Genomic DNA, 16248 nt, shown 5'->3' on the forward strand with positions numbered 1-16248 from the left:
GCGCGGCGCCACCCCTGTACCGGTGATGGGCCCGGATCCCGGCTGGGAGCGGTTTGGGGACCGCGGCGGAGCCCGACGGGGGCTTCCTCTCAGCCCGCGATCCGCGCCCGTTCCACCACCGCGCGCAGGTCCAGACTGTGCGGCAGCGTGCCGAAGGCCGTACCCCAGTCGCCGCCCAGCCGCGAGGCGCAGAAGGCGTCCGCGACCTCCGGCGGGGCCCACCGCACCAGCAGCGATCCCTGGAGCACGAGCGCCATCCGCTCGACCACGCGGCGGGCCCGTGCCTCGATGCCCTCCAGATCGGCGAGGTCCGTCAGCAGGTCCTTGACGGCCGAATCCAGCCGGTGGTCGCCGCCGCGGGCCAGGCCGACCTCCTGCAGGAAGGCGTTCAGCGCCTGCGGCTCCCGCTGGAGGGCGCGCAGTACGTCCAGCGCCTGCACGTTGCCCGAGCCCTCCCAGATGGAGTTCAGCGGGGACTCGCGCAGCAGTCTCGGCAGCCCCGACTCCTCTACGTAGCCGTTGCCGCCCAGACATTCCAGGGCCTCCGCCACCATCGGCGTACAGCGCTTGGTCACCCAGTACTTGGCGGCGGGCACGGCCAGGCGCAGGAAGGCCTTCTCCTGCTCGGTCCCGGCGTCGTACGCGGCCGCCAGCCGCAGGGTCAGCACGGTCGCCGCCTCCGACTCCAGTGCGAGGTCGGCGAGCACGTTGCGCATCAACGGCTGGTCGATGAGCGGCGCTCCGAAAGCGGAGCGGTGCTCCGTGTGGTGCACCGCCTGCGTCAGGGCCTGCCGCATCAGCGAGGCCGAGCCGATGACACAGTCCAGCCGGGTCGCCGCGACCATCTCGATGATGGTCCGCACCCCGCGGCCCTCCTCACCGACCCGCCGCGCCCAGGTCCCGTCGAACTCCACCTCGCTCGACGCGTTCGACTTGTTGCCCAGCTTGTCCTTCAGCCGCTGGATGGCGAAGACATTGCGCGTACCGTCCGGCAGCACCCGCGGCACCAGGAAACACGTCAGTCCCCCCGGAGCCTGCGCCAGCACCAGGAAGCCGTCGCTCATCGGCGCCGAGCAGAACCACTTGTGGCCGGTCAGCAGGTACTCACCGGACGCGTCCAGCGGCACCGCGGCCGTCGTGTTCGCCCGTACGTCGCTGCCTCCCTGCTTCTCCGTCATCCCCATGCCGAAGAGCACACCGCCCTTCTCGGCGGCCGGCCGCAACCCCTGCTCGTACACGTGCGAGGTCAGCCGCGGCTCCCATTCGGCCGCGAGCACCGGATCGGCGCGCAGCGCCGGCACGGCGGCGTGCGTCATCGAGATCGGGCAGCCGTGCCCCGCCTCCGCCTGGGACCAGATGAAGAAACCGGCGGCCCGGCGCAGGTGCCCGGCCGGACGCCCCCAGGCGTCGGTCAGCCCGGAGGTCACGGCGTGCCCGAGCAGCCGGTGCCAGGCCGGGTGGAACTCCACCTCGTCGATCCGGTTCCCGTACCGGTCGTGTGTCCGCAGCTTCGGCGGATTCTCGTTCGACTGCACACCCCATTCCTGGGCCTGTGCGGAACCTGCCGCGCGACCGAGTCCGGTGAGCTCCTCCCTTACCTCGCCGAGGAGTTCGGGACCGGCGGATGCGAGGTGACGCTCGACGCCCTCGCTGAGGGCCCGATCGCCGCCGTAGACGTCGTACCCCACCAGGGGCGGGGCCTGGTTGCTGACTGTGTGGGTGGTGGCTGCCATGCGGATACCGTAAGGACGTGCAGCCAGCAAAAGAAACACCCGAGCGGATCCCAGGACGGCTCCACCGGGCCCGCGCGCTCTACCGGAACGTCTCGAAGCGGAAGATGGGCTGGCTGCTGCTGAAGGACACCGTCAATTCGTGCATCGAGTACCGGATCCTCGGGCTCGCGGCGGAAGCGGCGTTCTTCACCCTGCTCTCGCTGCCCCCGCTCTTCCTGGGCCTGCTGGGCCTGCTCGGCTACGTCGACGGCTGGACCGACACCCGTACGGTCGAAAGCATCGAGGAGAACATCCTGCGGGCGGTCGGCACCGTCCTGTCCGACCGGGGCGTCAACGACATCGCGCGGCCCCTCCTCGACGACGTCACCGGCCGCGGCCGCCCGGACCTGATCTCGCTCGGCTTCGCCTTCGCCCTCTGGTCCGGCTCACGCGCCGTGAACGTCTTCATCGACACCATCACGGTGATGTACGGGCTCGACGGCCACCGCGGCATCGTCAAGACCCGGCTGCTGGCCTTCCTGCTCTACATCATCGCGCTGCTCATCGGCGCGATCGTGCTGCCGCTGATGGTGGTGGGGCCGGACGCGGTCGTACGGCTGGTGCCCTGGGGCACCGAAGTGATCGCGGTCCTGTACTGGCCGACCGTGACCCTGCTGTCCATCGCCTTCCTGACCACGCTCTACCACGTGTCCGTGCCCGTGCGCTCGCCGTGGATCGAGGACGTGCCCGGGGCGCTGGTGGCCCTCGCCATGTGGGTGCTGGGCTCGTTCCTGCTGCGGATCTACCTCACCAACACCGTGGAGGGGCCGACGATCTACGGATCGCTGGCCGCGCCCGTGGCCGTACTGCTCTGGATCGGCATCTCCGCCTTCGCGGTGCTGGTCGGCGCCGCCGTCAACGCCGCGATCGACCGCGTCTGGCCCTCCGTGGCCACCGCAGCGGCGCGCGAGGCGAACGAGCGGGCCCGCGAGGCGGAGGCCGCCCAGCTGATCGCGCGGGCCGCCGCCTGGCGGGCGATGGCCGAGGGCGAGTCGGAGGACGACGAGGACGACGCGATGCCGTCCGAGTTCCCGGAGCGGTGGTCGAAGTTCCTGCCGCCGGAGGACTACCACTCCCGCCTGCGCAAGCACTGAGCGCATCATCCGGGGACGCGGCAGGGCCGCCGCCCGGGGCCGCCCCTACGGGCCCTTCACACCCCAGGCGGTGATCATGCCCGGGGAGAGGGCGGCGCAGTCCGGCGAGTCCAGGTAGCGGATCGCCGCGTCGATCGTCGCGTCGTCGACGAGCCCGGTGGCGGTCATCGGCTCCCGGGCACGGTCCCACGTACCGGCCCAGAAACGGCTGATCGGGCTGCCGGGCAGCAGCGGCGGGACGTGGATCTCGGCCCCGACGGACAGCAGACCGGCCTCCCGCAAGTGCCGCGGATAGTCCGGCACCCAGGAGACGTCGGTGCCCAGGCTCTCCCGAAGCCCCTCCCACATCGCCCGCATCACGCGGCCGTACGTGGTCGTGGGCGCGGCCGGGGTGGTCAGGTCGACCGCGTCGCCCAGGACCAGGACTCCGCCCGGGGCGACCAGGGACGCCAGCTTGCCGATCATCCGCGGCCAGTTCCGCAGGTGCATCAGGACGAACCGGGCGTGCACCAGCTGGAACCGTCCCGGGCTGAAGTCCAGCGCGGTGACGTCCGCCTCCAGGGGAGTGAGCCCGGGTGCCGGGTGCGCCCTCAGGAAGGCCGTGTCCCGGTCGACGGCGAGGACCTCCGTGACCCCGGCCCGGTCCAGGAGGAGGCGGGCGACCGTGCCCGTTCCCGCGCCCACGTCCAGGCAGCGCCAGCCCGGCCCGGCGCCCAGCGCGCGCAGCCGCGCCAGGGTGAACGCGTCGTAGGCGAGCGCGCCCAGGTCGATGCGGTCGTCCTCGCCCGCCAGCTCCGGCCGGAACACCGCCTCGCCGTAGCGGCCGCCCTGCGCATCCTCGGGACGCGGCGGCGGGTCGTCGTCGGGGAGATTCACGTCCGGACCTCTTCACGGGGCGGGGGAAGGGAATCCACCGATCCTCCACCGGCGCCCTCCCGGCCCACCGAGGCGCGCCGGGCCTGATCCGAAAGAGACGGCCCCGGTCCTTAACCTGGAGGGGTGTACGAGGAAACTCCGTCGGCCGTGGTCCCCGGGGCCGTGCTGTGGCGGGCCGCCGCGGGCGGCGGCGGGACGGTGCTGCCCGACGGCTGCATGGACCTGCTGTGGGTCGACGGGCGGCTGCTGGTGGCCGGACCCGACACCGGGCCGCATCCGGCCGGCGAGGTCCCGGGCGGCTCCTTCGCCGGGATCCGGCTCGCGCCCGGAACCGCGCCCGCGCTGCTCGGCGTACCGGCGCACGTCCTGCGGGACCGGCGCGTCGAGCCGGCCGAGCTGTGGCCGGCCCGCGAGGCGCGCCGGCTGTCCGGCCTGGTCGAGAGGTACGGGGACGCGCGCGCGGGACTCGAAGCGCTGGCCCGCGACCGCGCCGCCGCGGCCGGGCCGCCCGACCCGCTGGCCGCCGAGGTCGTGGCCCGGCTCCGCGCGGGGGAGACGGTGGCCGCGACGGCCCGCGCCGTCGGTCTCGGCGAGCGGCAGCTGCACCGGCGCTCGCTCGACGCCTTCGGGTACGGCCCCCGCACGCTCGGCCGCATCCTGCGGCTGCGCCGGGCCCTGGCCCTGGCCCGCGCGGGCATGCCGTACGCCGAGGTCGCCTGCGTCGCCGGGTACGCCGACCAGGCCCACCTCGCCCGCGAGGTGCGCGCGCTGGCCGGGACGACCCTGGGGGCCTACGCCGCGGGATCCGACGGGGCGAAGAGCGAGACCCCGCAGCCGTCCGGGTCGAGGACGACGGCGTAGCGCTGGCCCCAGAAGGCGTCCCAGGGCAACAGGTGCCCGGTGTGCCCGGCGCCGGTCAGTTCGGCGTACAGCGCGTCCACCTCGGCGGGGGAGTCGCACAGGAAGGCCAGGTCCCGGCGGCCGTCGCCGCCGGGCGGTGTCCAGGACGGGTCGAAGGAGCGGACGGTGGCCTCCGTGTCCCACCCGATCCGCAGGCCCCCGGGCAGGACGGCCTCCACGTGCGGCAGGCCGTCGGCCTCGGCCGGGATCTCCAGCCCGAGGCGGCGGTAGAAGGCGAGCGAGGTGGCCATGTCGGAGACCACCATGCCGATCATGTCGAGTCGAGGAGTCATGCCGGCAGGCTAGGCGGACACCCGGCGGCCGTCTTGAACGAATCGGACACCGGCCGCGCCGTGTCACGCTCCCGGACAGGCCGGGCAGGACTTCGACGCCGCCTAGGCTTCCCCCGTGAACGACACGACGCACGACATACGGATCAGGCCGGGCGGACCCGCCGACGCGCCGGCCGTCCTGGACATGCTCGACGGCGCTGTTGCCTGGATGAACGCGCGCGGCAACACCGAGCAGTGGGGCACGACCCCGTACTCGCGGAGGCCCGGCGGGGTGGCCCGGGTCGAGCGGTACACGACCGAGAACACCCCGTACATCGCCGAGTCGGCCGGCGTGCCCGTCGGCGCACTGGTGCTGGACTCCGGCCCCGGCCCGCAGACACCGATCGCGCCGGCCGGCGAACCCGAGCGGTACGTCCGGCTGCTGGTCTCCGACCGGCGCCACGCCGGTCAGGGCATCGGGGCGGCGCTGCTGGCGCACGCCGCCGAGGAGACCCGGCGGGCCGGCGTCGGGCTGCTGCGCGTCGACTGCTGGGCCGGCGGCGGGGGCGAACTCGTCGCCTTCTACGCGCGCAACGGCTTCACCCCCACCGAGCGCTTCCGGGTGGATGCCTGGCCGGGACAGGTACTGGCCCGCCGGATCGGCTGACGCGGCGCGCGAAGGCCGCCCGAAAAAGAAGTGGCCCCGCCGGGATCGGGCTTGTTACGGTGGGGCCGTTCCCGCCGACCGGTGGGGAACAACCAGCATGTGCATGGACCCGGAGGTGAGTTCGTTGATGACTGTCATTGCGCAGGGCGCTGCCCTCACTCAGAAGATCATCAATGTCACTTCCGTGGTCGCCGGCTGACCTCACACTTCTTCGCGCGCCGCCGCTGAGCGAGCGCGCGCGGCCGGGGCCACCCTGTGAAGGGTTTCCCTTGTCTTCCTCCGCTTTCCCGTCCTTCCCGCAGACCTCGCACTCGCACGCCCTCGCCCCCTTCGGCTGGGACACCGCGTGGGAGGCCGAGTTCGCCCCGTACGCCGAGCAGGGCCTCCTGCCCGGCCGGGTCGTCCGCGTCGACCGCGGCCAGTGCGACGTCATGACCGCGGACGGCATCGTCCGCGCCGACACCGCCTTCGTCACCCCGCACGACCCGCTCCGGGTCATCTGCACCGGGGACTGGGCCGCCGTCGAGGCGGCCGGCCACCCGCGTTACGTGAAGGCGTACCTCCCGCGCCGGACCGCCTTCGTACGGTCCACCTCCTCGCAGCGGTCCGAGGGTCAGATCCTCGCCGCCAACGTCGACCACGCCATCATCGCCGTCTCCCTCGCCGTCGAGCTGGACCTGGGCCGCATCGAGCGCTTCCTGGCCCTGGCCTGGGAATCGGGCGCGCAGCCACTGGTCGTCCTCACCAAGGCGGACCTGGTCCCGGACGCGGCGACGCTCGGACACCTGGTCCAGGACGTGGAGGCCACCGCGCCGGGCGTCCAGGTGCTGACCGTCTCCTCGGTCACGGGCGAGGGTACGGACGTCCTCGCCGCGATCGTCGGCGACGGCACCAGCGTCCTGCTGGGCATTTCGGGCGCCGGCAAGTCCACCCTGGCCAACGCGCTGCTCGGCGCCGAGGTCATGGAGGTCCAGGAGGCGCGCGAGGTCGACGGCAAGGGCCGTCACACGACCACCACGCGCAACCTGCTCGCCCTGCCGGGCGGCGGCGTCCTGATCGACACCCCCGGACTGCGCGGCGTCGGCCTCTGGGACGCCGAGACCGGAGTCGGCCAGGTCTTCTCCGAGATCGAGGAGTACGCGGAGAACTGCCGCTTCCACGACTGCGCCCACGAGGCGGAGCCGGGCTGCGCGGTGCTGGCCGCGCTGGACTCCGGCGAGCTCCCGGAGCGCCGCCTGGAGAGCTACCGCAAGCTGCTGCGGGAGAACCAGCGGATCGTCGCCAAGACGGACGCCCGGCTGCGGTCGGAGATCCGCCGTGACTGGCGCCTGAAGTCGGCGGAGGGCCGTGCCAACTACGCCGCCAAGCGGGGCGGCGGCCGGGGCTGAAACGCTTCGGAGACAGGGGCGGCGGCCGGGGCTCAAACGCGTCCGATGCAGGGGCGGCGGAGGAGGGCCGGGGGCGCGCAGGCCGTGGCCGCCGCGCCCCCGCCCCCGACACCCCCGGTGCCGCGGTCGGCCGGCCCGGTCAGAGCCCCCACGCGTGGACGCGCTCCGGATGGATCCGGATCACCTCCGGGCTGAAGTGGGGGCCCAGCCCGTGCGGGCCCGTCTCCAGCGTGGCGCGGCCCCGGATCTCGATGCCGCGCACCCGCCACGGGCGGGTGCTCACCAGGTCGTCGACGACGAGGGACAGCCGGGGGTTCCCCTGCAGGTTGCGCCACTTCTTCGTCGTGCCCATCGCCATCCCGCCCACCAGGATCGTTCCGTCCTCCTGAGGGAAGAAGCCCACCGGGTTCGCCTGCGGCTGCCCCGCCGCGTCCACCGTGGCCAGGCGGCCCAGGTGCTGGGAACGCAGATACGCCAGTTCCGCCTCGCTGAAACCCTCGAAGTCCGTCATACCGGCCAGCCTCGCAGCCCCCGCACCCCGCCGCATCGGACCACGGCCCTACGCCGCGCGGCGTACGCCCGGCCCTGCGCCGCCGCCCGCGCGGCTACTGCGCCACCACTGCCCCCACCCACGCCCCGACCACCAGCAGGCACGCGAACAGCTCCACGAGGACGCTCGTCCCGACCGCCCGCATCACCGCCCGTGCCGACGCCCAGGCCTCGCCGTGCGTCCCCAGGCGGAGCCGCTCGCAGAGGTAGATGCCGCCCACGAAGCCCGGTACCGCCCCCACCACCGGCACGAGCACGAAGCCCAATACCGCTCCGGCCCCCGCGAACGCCGCCATCCGGGCGGTGACGCCCAACCCGTGCATCCGCCGGGGCGGCAGCAGCCACTTCACCACCTGGACCACCAGCAGCAGGGCCGTCGCCGCGACCAGCAGGGACCACGCCACCGCCGAGCGCACGTGCAGCGCCCACCACAGCAGTCCCGCCCACACCAGCCAGGTGCCCGGCACACCCGGGATCAGCACTCCGACCACCCCGAGCAGCAGCACCAGCCCCACCAGCAGCAGCTGAGGCAGATCCATCTGCTCAGCCTGACCGACCAGGTGCTATCGGGCCACCCAGCCCCGTTCGTACGCGTGCCACCCCAGCTGCAGACGCGTCGTCACCCCCGACAGCTCCATCAGGCCCTTGACCCGCCGCTGCACCGTGCGCAGCCCCAGCTCCAGGTGCTTCGCCACGCTCGCGTCCGTCATGCCCGCCAGGAGCAGCGAGAGGATCTCCAGGTCCGTGGCGTCGGGGCTGCCCCCGGACTCCTCCGCCGAACCGGACGCCCCCAGCCGCAGCGGCAGCGACTCCCGCCACACCGCCTCGAACAGGCCGGTCAGGGACTCCAGCAGACCCGAGGCGTGCACCACCAGCGCCGCCGGCTCCGCCCCGCGGGCCGTCAGCGGGACCATCGCGAGGCTCCGGTCCGCGATCACCAGCTTCGTCGGGACCTGCGCCGTCACCCGGACCTGCTCACCGCGCGCCAGCGCCGTCGACGCCTCCCGGATCCCGCTCGGCAGGGTGAGCACCTCCCGCTCGATGACCACCCGGTAGTCGACCCCGCGTACGGAGGCCCGGTCCTCCGCGTCGTTGTCCGTGCCCGTCACCACCTGCGGCCGGCCGGTGACCAGCGCGCAGACCTCCTTCTCCGCACCCAGCTGGATCTGGTGGAAGCGGTGCGCCACCGCGCTCGCGCCCTGCACCACCTCCACGAGGTCGTGCACCGCGGGCTCGGTCGCCTCCGCCCGGTACTCCTCGGCCAGCAGCACCGCCGCCAGCTCCGCCTGCTCCAGCTCGTGCCGCTGCTGGGTCAGCAGAGCGCCGAGGGCCACCCCCGGCGGGGCCGCCACCCAGCGCCCGGGCCGGGCCGAGGACTGCGCGGCCAGCCCGTGCCGCTCCAGATGGCGCAGGGCCCGTTCGGTGTGCGGCACGGGCAGGGTCAGCCGGTGCGCGAGGTCGGGTACCTCCGCCGCCCCCAGCGCGACCAGCGCGCGGTACGCCGACTCCTGGCCCTCGTCCAGGCCTATCGCACCCAGCAACCCGTCCACCCACCTTTCGACACGCGCCTGGCGGGAAGCGGCCACGGCGCGAACCCGCCGCGGACATCATCGCCGCACCCGGCGCCACTCTGCCAAGGTGACGCCACCGCAGCACCAACATCCGCCGGCCAGAAGCCATTTACGCGGCGCTTCGCCGTGCAATGCAGTGGTTGGCCGCAATTCACCTGGGGAGAGCGATGCGTCCGATATCGCGTACGGCACTCGGGGCGGCCGCCGCGGCCGTCCTGGCCGTCACCGCCGTCGGCCCGTCGACGGCGCAGTCGGCCGACGGAGCGCCCGGAGCGGGGAAGAGACCACTCGTCGGCGGCGAGGCGGCCGGAAAACAGCCCACCGCCCCCGTCACGGTGACCCTGGTCACCGGCGACCGGATCCTGCTGTCCACGGACACCGCCGGCCGCACCGCCGCCACCCCGATGCCGCGCGCGGACGGCTCGCAGCCGCTCGTGCAGACCCGGCAGTCCGGAAAGGACCTGTACGTCTACCCGGAGGGCGCGGTCGCGGCGCTCGCCGCGGGCAGGGTCGACCACGAGCTCTTCAACGTCACCGGCCTCGTCCGCCAGGGCTACGACGACGCGCACACCAAGAAGCTGCCGCTCATCGCGGTCTACGACGGCTCCGTGAACGTGGCGCGCAGCGCCCCGCCCGTTCCCCGGGGCGCCGACCGCTCCCTCGTCCTCGGCTCCATCGGAGCGGTCGCGCTCGCCGCGGACAAGGAGCAGGCCGCCGCCTTCTGGACCGACGTCACCGGTACGGACGCCCGCACGCGCTCCGTGGCGGGCGGGCTCAAGAAGCTCTGGCTGGACGGCAGGGTCCGGGCGAACCTGGAGCGCTCCACGAAGCAGGTCGCCGCCACCGCCGCCTGGGCCGCCGGGTACGACGGCAAGGGCACGAAGGTCGCCGTCCTCGACACCGGCACGGACCTGGACCACCCCGACCTCAGGGGCCGGGTCTCCGCGTCCGAGAACTTCACCGACTCCGACACCGATGCCGACCGGCAGGGCCACGGAACCCACACCATTTCCACCGTCGGCGGCTCCGGCGCCGAGAGCGGCGGCGCCAGGAAGGGCGTCGCCCCCGGCGCCGAACTGCTCAGCGGAAAGGTCCTCGACGACGCTGGCTACGGCCTCGATTCGTGGATCATCGCGGGCATGGAATGGGCGGTGGAGGCCAAGGCCGACGTGGTCTCCATGAGCCTGGGCGACCCCTCGCAGACGGCCTGCGACGACCCGCTGGCCGCCGCCGCGGAACGGCTCTCCCGGCAGGGCCCGCTGTTCGTCGTCGCCGCCGGCAACTCCGGCCCCGGCAACAACACCGTCTCCTCGCCCGGTTGCGCCGCCTCCGTGCTGACCGTGGGCGCCGTCGACCGCGACGACACCACGGCCGTCTTCTCCAGCCGCGGCCCGGCCGGACTCCAGCACACCCTCAAGCCGGAGATCGCCGCCCCCGGCGTCGCGATCTCCGCCGCCGCCGCGGGCGGCCGCGGGGTGTACGCCTACCAGGCCATGTCCGGCACCTCGATGGCCACCCCGCACGTCGCGGGCGCCGCCGCCATCGTCAAGCAGCGCCACCCCGACTGGACCGCGCAGCAGATCAAGGCCGCCCTCGTCGGATCGGCCGCGACCGAAGTCCCCGGCGACGTACGGGAGACCGGCGGCGGCCGCCTCGACGTGAAGGCCGCCCTCGACACCACCGTGACCGGCGCGCCCGCCGTCCAGGGCGGCACCTACAACTGGCCGCAGGACCGCAGCGACCGCACCACCGTCGAGATCCCGTACACCAACACCGGCAAGAGCCCCGTCACCCTGAACCTGGCCGTCGAGAAGGTCACCGGCAACGACGGCTCGCCCGTCCGCGCCCAGGTGGCCCGCCTGGAGCGGCGCACCGTGAGCGTCCCGGCCGGTGCCACCGTCAGGGTGCCGCTCGTCCTCGACCCGGCGGCGAAGCTGGAGCGCTCCCAGTACGGGGACGTCACCGGTCGCGTCGTCGCCACGGCGAACGGCGTGCGCGTCTCCACCCCCTTCTCGCTCTACGTCGAGCCCGAGACGGTGACCCTGCGCGTCAAGCTCGTCGACCGCGCGGGCCGGCCCGCCGCCGGACCGTCCTCGCTGGACGTGATCGGCACCGACGACGCCACCGGTGAGCGCCGCTTCAACGAGGGCGCCGCGGACCAGGTCTACCGGGTGCGCCCGGGCGCGTACTTCCTCTCCGCCTTCGTCGCCACCCCCGACGCGGGAGAGGCAGAGGGCGACAGACTGCTCGACTCCCTCACCTATCTCGGCCGCCCCCAGGTCGAGTTGAAGAAGGACACCACCGTCGTCCTGGACGCCCGCAGGGCCAGGCGGCTGGACATCGCCGCCGACCGGCCGGTCGAGGCCCGCAACACCACCCTCGGATTCGCCCGCAGCTGGGACGACACATGGCTGCACGCGGGCACCGCCATGGGCGGCCGCACCATCCGCGGCTTCTACGCCTCCGTCGAAGGCCGCGCCCGGGACGGCGAGTTCGAGTTCGCGTCCTACTGGCGGGCGGCCGCGCCGCTCGTCTCCGAACTGAAGGCCGTCGGCGGACCGGTACTGCACCCCATCACCGCGTCCACCGGCAGTGACAACCTCGACGGAACCGGCAGCGCGCCGCTGGTCGACGCCGGTTCCGGCACCCCCGGGGAACTCGCCGCGGCCGGCGCCCGGGGCGCCGTCGTCCTGGTGAAGGCGGCCGACGGCGCACTGCACGAGCTCGCCGAGAACGCCCGGGCCGCCGGCGCCACGGCGGTCCTCGCCCACCGCGAGGCCCCCGGCCGCTGGACGGGCTTCACCGGCTACGCGGGCGGCGCGCTGCCCGCGCTCACCGTCGAAGCCGCCGAGGCGAAGGCGCTGCTGGCCCGGCTCGCGAGCGGCAAGGTCACGCTCTCCTGGAAGGCCGAGGCGCAGAGCCCGTACGCCTACTCCCTCGCCCTCCCCGAGAAGGGTGAGGTCAAGGGTGGCGGCCACACCTACCGGGTGCGCGACCGCGACCTCGGGCAGACCGAATCCACCTACAACTCCATGGGCGTGTCAGCCGACTTCATCGACCTGGCCGGGGCCTACCGGCCGATCGGCACCGCCGTGCACTTCGGCGGCATCGAGACCGTCGCCGCCCCGGGCCGGCGCACCGAGTACCACTCCGCCGGGGACACCGCCTGGGACCAGCTGCTCTCCAGCAGCTTCCCCTGGGGCGAGTTCATGGTCGGCGAGCAGCGCACCTACGCCAAGGGGCAGAAGAGCAGCGCCACTTGGTACGACGGGATCACCGGCCCGGTCGCACCGCGCGACGCCACGGGCAAGGAAACCCTCGCGGCCGAGCGGCAGGGCAACCTGATCGGCTTCGCGCCCGCCATGTGGGGCGACAGCGCCCACGCGGCGCAGCCCGGCTCCTTCGGCGACATCGGCTCCCTCGTGCTGAAGCGCGGCGGCGAGGTCGTCGGGGAGAGCTGGTACCCCTTCGGCGTCTTCGAGGTGCCGGCCGAGGAGGGCCGCTTCGAACTGACCCAGTCCATCGAGAAGATCGGCCCGCCCGCCCGCGTCTGGCAGCGCTCCACCGCGGTGCAGACCACCTGGGCCTTCTCCTCCAAGCCCGACGCGTCTGCGTACTCACAGGGCCTGGCGATCCTCTTCCCGCGGTACGCGGCCCCGCTGGACGGGATGAAGACGGTCGCGGCGGCGAACGGCCAGAGCATCGGGCTGGGCGTCACCGGCCACGCGGGCTACACGCCGGGTGCGCTGAAGTCGGCGAAGCTGTCGTACTCCTACGACGGTGAGCACTGGACGCAGGCGAGGACGAGCGAGCACGGCGGCCGGTGGAGCGCGGTCGTCGACCACGCCGGAGCCTCCGGCAGGCCCGTGTCGCTGAAGGTCGAACTGACCGACGCGAAGGGCGCCGTGGTCACCCAGACGGTCGTCCGGGCGTACGACGTGCGCTGATCCGTACGGGTGGAACGGGAGGGGTTCACCGGACTGTGGTCCGGTGGACCCTTTTCGCGCATTCGGCGTTTTCCGCCCCCGCGGGGGGCCGAGAATGAAGCCATGAGTCAGCAGGGCGCGGACGACTGGTGGCAGAAGCTCTACGAGGGCCCTGACGCGGGAGCGGAACCCGACCCGGGGGACACCCTGGACAACCGGTTCCGCTCGGCGGCGGGCGTGACGACGGATCCGGCAACGGACCCGGGCGGGGCACCGACCCCGGCACCGACCCCGGCTTCGGGTGCGGCGCGGGCTTCGGGTCCGGTGCCGGACCTGGCGCCGGACCCCGGCCCGCCGGAACCTCCGCGCGCCCCGGAGCCGCTCGTGCCCGGCCCCCGGCAGGGGGACGCGGAGCCGGCGCCGCCCGCGCCGCCGGTCCCGCCCCCGACGCGCACCCCGACCCTGCCCACCCTCCCGCCGCCGCGCGACCCCCGGGCGGGCGAGGCCACCGGGTACGCCCTCGGCGGCGTGGCCGTACCGCCCGTGCCGGGCCCCGAGCTGCCGGTACGGAACTGGGAGCCCCCGCGCGGGGAGGCCTGGTCAGCCCCCGCCCCCTCCTCGGGGCCGGCCGCGGATCCGGGGCGCGCGGCGACGCCCGAGCGCGAGCGAGAAGCCCAGCCCGAGGCCGAGGCCGAGGCCGAGCCCGAGGCCGAGCCAGGGCCCTCGACCTCCGGGCCGGCGGCCGTCCGGCCCGAGGTGTCCCACCTGGGCGACCGCGCACCCACCTACGCCCCCGAACCGGGGGCCCTCCCTCCCGCCGACCCGGCCGCCCTCGACGGGCTGACCCCGGACACCGTCCTGGAGGGCGCCCGCTACGGCACCTACACCCTGCGCGCCGCCTCCCTGCGCGGGGACTCCGCCCGCTACCGCGGCGAATCCCGCCGCGACTTCCTGCTCACCGCGCGCTTCGGCAGCGGCGACGACGCGCTGATCCTGGTGGCCCTCGCGGGCGGGGACCGGGCGGCCCCCGGCGCCGCCGAGGCCGCCGCCGAACTGTGCCGCACGGTCGCGTCCGCCGTCGGGCGCAGCCAGGACAGGCTGGCCGACGACATCCGCGCCGGGCACCGCGACGCCCTGCGCTCGGGCCTCCAGCGCCTCACCGACCGCGGCTACGGGCGACTGCGGGCCCGCGCCGCCGAGCTCGGGCTCGCGGAGTCGGCGTACACCGCGGGACTGCGCGGGCTGCTGCTCCCGGTGGACCCGCAGTGCCGCACCCGGGTGTGCTTCGGCGCCGGCGCGGGCGGTCTGTTCCGGCTCCGCTCGGGGCAGTGGCAGGACCTGGAGCCCGCCGGGCAGGCCGTGGACACCGAGGGCGGCTTCCGGTTCCGCGCGGCCGTGGCCCGGCCGGGGGACACCCTGCTGCTGTGCTCCGGTGGCCTGGCTGAGCCCATGCGCGAGGAGGTCGCCTTCCCGGCGGAGCTCGCCGCGCGCTGGGCCGGACAGGAGCCACCCGGCCTCGCGGCCTTCCTCGCGGACACCCAGCTCCGCCTCAAGGGCTACGCCGACGACCGTACGGCTGCCGCGATCTGGGAGGCGTGACGGTGCGCCCGTGGGCTGGACGGGAGGCGTACGCGGTGTCACCGTGATGGTGCGGCGTGCTCGTGCGGGGTCGCCCCGCGGCGCGTGGCCGCGGGGCGCCCGCTCGGGTGTGGTCCAGTGGTGTTAGTCGACCATCTGCCCGTCCTTCGTGCCGCCCTGGCAGTACATTCCGACGACCTTTCCGCCGGCGTCCGTGCACTCACCCGGGGTGAGGCTCCCGGTGACGGCGGTGTTGGGGGCGGCCGCGGCGGTGGCGGCACCTGTGAGGCCGAGTCCGGCGAGGGCTGCCGTGGCCATGACGGCGGCCAGAATTCGTCGCATGCGCATGTGGTTTCCCTTTCACGATTAACTCGGTTGGGGCACTCATCAGTTTGATCTTCACTCGTGTGGGTGGCGCGTTGGATTACTCCATTCGGGTGACGCCTGTCGGGCCGCCGGGCCCGGTCGGACCTCGCGTTCCGGGGCGACGTACGGAAGACCTTGCGCGCCCTGAACGTGCCGGTGCGGCGAAGCCGACAGCGGCATGTGCAATGGGTGGGCGGCGCGCTATCTTTCCCCGAACGGCAGTCAAGTGGTGTCGATGTCGGGCGACGGCGGTTTCTCGATGCCGGTGGGAGATTTCCTCCCCCTGCTGCAGTACGGCCTGCCCGTCAAAGTGCTCCTGTTCGCCAACTCATGTGCCGTAGTGGCCGAGTTGGGGACGCCGGTTTCCGGCCTGCCCTCCTGCGGGACGACGGACAAGAACCCCGACCTCGCGGCCATCGCCCGCGCGGCGTGTGCGTACGGGATCCGCGTGGAGAAGTACGAGCAGCTCACAGGGGCTCTGAAGGACGTTTTCCGGCACCCGGGACCGGCTCCGGTGGACGGGGTGACGGACCCCGATGCCCTGTCGGTTCCTCCGAGGACCGGCGCCGAAGCGGTGACCGGATATGCACGGTCCACCGGAAGGATCGTGCTCGACGGCGGGATGGGACGCGTGATCCGGATGGCTCGATCCAGCCTCCGTGAAGCGCCCCGTCCGTAAGCCCGCAGGAGTGCGGAACCGCCCCGGGGGCATGCATCCCGTAGACCTGTTCGAGAGCAAGGACGCGGGGGAGGGACATCGCCGTGCGGGTGGGGGCGAAGACCGGAAAGCAGTGGGGGAGAGGGAGGCCGGTGCCGCGCGAGCCGTCCGCCGACGAGGACGGGGGCGCGGTGGACACGCTGCGGATCACCCGGAGCGTACGCCGGGCCGACCTGAAGGCCGTGGGTGAAGTCCGCCGGGCATTACGGGAGTTGATGCGCCACCGGTGCCGGACCGACGCCGCGGAGGTGGCCGAGCTGCTGATCACCGAGCTCGTCACCAACGCCCTCGTCCACACCGACCGGGGCGCGGAGGTGCACGCGAGTCTCGCCGCCACCCGCTTACGGGTGGAGGTCCGGGACTACGCCGCACGCAGACCCCGGCCGTACGTACCGACCGCCGACGACGGTACGCACGGCCGGGGGCTCGTGCTGGTACAGGCGCTCGCCGACGACTGGGGCGTGGACGCGACAGCCCCGGGCAGCGGCAAGGTGGTGTGGTTCGAGCTCGACGCACGGCGCGACGCGCCGTACGACGGAGGGCCCGCCTGACGGGCGGGCCCTCCGGGGTT

At 73.9% G+C, this 16248-nt stretch carries 14 protein-coding genes and 1 pseudogene; 8 read left to right on the top strand and 7 right to left on the bottom strand.

What is annotated here, in order from left to right; all coding sequences use genetic code 11:
* Positions 1–89 precede the first annotated feature (89 nt).
* The gene (locus OG753_RS31910) at positions 90–1733 is read right to left on the bottom strand and encodes an acyl-CoA dehydrogenase family protein (protein ID WP_405791073.1); all 1644 of its coding nucleotides are present in this window, start codon (positions 1731–1733) and stop codon (positions 90–92) included.
* A gap of 17 nt (positions 1734–1750) precedes the next feature.
* On the opposite strand from OG753_RS31910, the gene OG753_RS31915 reads away from it, so the two are divergent.
* A complete protein-coding gene (locus OG753_RS31915) occupies positions 1751–2866 on the top strand; it encodes a YihY/virulence factor BrkB family protein (protein ID WP_327265051.1) in 1116 nt (371 codons plus the stop codon).
* Positions 2867–2911: 45 nt separating this feature from the next.
* On the opposite strand, the gene OG753_RS31920 is transcribed toward OG753_RS31915, so the two are convergent.
* Positions 2912–3742, bottom strand: coding sequence for a class I SAM-dependent methyltransferase (locus OG753_RS31920; RefSeq protein WP_327265052.1), 831 nt, complete (start codon positions 3740–3742; stop codon positions 2912–2914).
* Between the two features lie 123 nt (positions 3743–3865).
* On the opposite strand from OG753_RS31920, the gene OG753_RS31925 reads away from it, so the two are divergent.
* Positions 3866–4603 (top strand): AraC family transcriptional regulator, encoded by a 738-nt coding sequence (locus OG753_RS31925; RefSeq protein WP_327265053.1) that lies wholly within the window; start codon positions 3866–3868, stop codon positions 4601–4603.
* Here OG753_RS31925 and OG753_RS31930 read toward each other — a convergent pair.
* Positions 4534–4935, bottom strand: a complete 402-nt coding sequence (locus tag OG753_RS31930) for a VOC family protein (protein WP_405791074.1) — start codon at positions 4933–4935, stop codon at positions 4534–4536. The genes OG753_RS31925 and OG753_RS31930 overlap by 70 nt on opposite strands.
* Positions 4936–5050: 115 nt before the next feature.
* On the opposite strand from OG753_RS31930, the gene OG753_RS31935 reads away from it, so the two are divergent.
* Both OG753_RS31935 and rsgA read left to right on the top strand, forming a co-directional pair.
* Positions 5051–5581: a GNAT family N-acetyltransferase gene (locus tag OG753_RS31935; protein WP_327265055.1), complete on the top strand. Its 531-nt coding sequence runs from the start codon at positions 5051–5053 to the stop codon at positions 5579–5581.
* A 269-nt stretch (positions 5582–5850) separates the two neighbouring features.
* Entirely contained in the window at positions 5851–6969 is a 1119-nt protein-coding gene (rsgA, locus tag OG753_RS31940; RefSeq protein ID WP_405791075.1) for a ribosome small subunit-dependent GTPase A, read from the top strand.
* A gap of 139 nt (positions 6970–7108) precedes the next feature.
* Here the strand turns inward: rsgA and OG753_RS31945 are convergent, their stop codons facing one another.
* From OG753_RS31945 to OG753_RS31955, 3 genes are all read right to left on the bottom strand, one after another.
* Positions 7109–7480 (bottom strand): PPOX class F420-dependent oxidoreductase, encoded by a 372-nt coding sequence (locus OG753_RS31945; protein ID WP_327265057.1) that lies wholly within the window; start codon positions 7478–7480, stop codon positions 7109–7111.
* A 94-nt stretch (positions 7481–7574) separates the two neighbouring features.
* Positions 7575–8057, bottom strand: a complete 483-nt coding sequence (locus OG753_RS31950) for a DUF456 domain-containing protein (RefSeq protein WP_327265058.1) — start codon at positions 8055–8057, stop codon at positions 7575–7577.
* A 24-nt stretch (positions 8058–8081) separates the two neighbouring features.
* Positions 8082–9059, bottom strand: a complete 978-nt coding sequence (locus OG753_RS31955; RefSeq protein WP_327265059.1) for a helix-turn-helix domain-containing protein — start codon at positions 9057–9059, stop codon at positions 8082–8084.
* A 197-nt stretch (positions 9060–9256) separates the two neighbouring features.
* On the opposite strand from OG753_RS31955, the gene OG753_RS31960 reads away from it, so the two are divergent.
* Both OG753_RS31960 and OG753_RS31965 read left to right on the top strand, forming a co-directional pair.
* Entirely contained in the window at positions 9257–13036 is a 3780-nt protein-coding gene (locus OG753_RS31960; protein ID WP_405791076.1) for a S8 family peptidase, read from the top strand.
* Between the two features lie 102 nt (positions 13037–13138).
* Positions 13139–14614, top strand: coding sequence for a protein phosphatase 2C domain-containing protein (locus tag OG753_RS31965; protein WP_405791077.1), 1476 nt, complete (start codon positions 13139–13141; stop codon positions 14612–14614).
* A gap of 123 nt (positions 14615–14737) precedes the next feature.
* Here the strand turns inward: OG753_RS31965 and OG753_RS31970 are convergent, their stop codons facing one another.
* Positions 14738–14941, bottom strand: a complete 204-nt coding sequence (locus OG753_RS31970) for a hypothetical protein (RefSeq protein WP_327265062.1) — start codon at positions 14939–14941, stop codon at positions 14738–14740.
* Between the two features lie 187 nt (positions 14942–15128).
* Between OG753_RS31970 and OG753_RS31975 the strand changes: the two are divergent.
* Together OG753_RS31975 and OG753_RS31980 are read left to right on the top strand one after the other, a co-directional pair.
* Positions 15129–15638 (top strand): annotated as a pseudogene (locus OG753_RS31975) (thiamine pyrophosphate-dependent enzyme); the annotation flags it as partial.
* A 131-nt stretch (positions 15639–15769) separates the two neighbouring features.
* Entirely contained in the window at positions 15770–16228 is a 459-nt protein-coding gene (locus OG753_RS31980) for an ATP-binding protein (RefSeq protein ID WP_327265063.1), read from the top strand.
* Positions 16229–16248: the final 20 nt, after the last annotated feature.

The organism is Streptomyces sp. NBC_00029 (genome assembly GCF_045160505.1).
GTDB lineage: Bacteria > Actinomycetota > Actinomycetes > Streptomycetales > Streptomycetaceae > Streptomyces.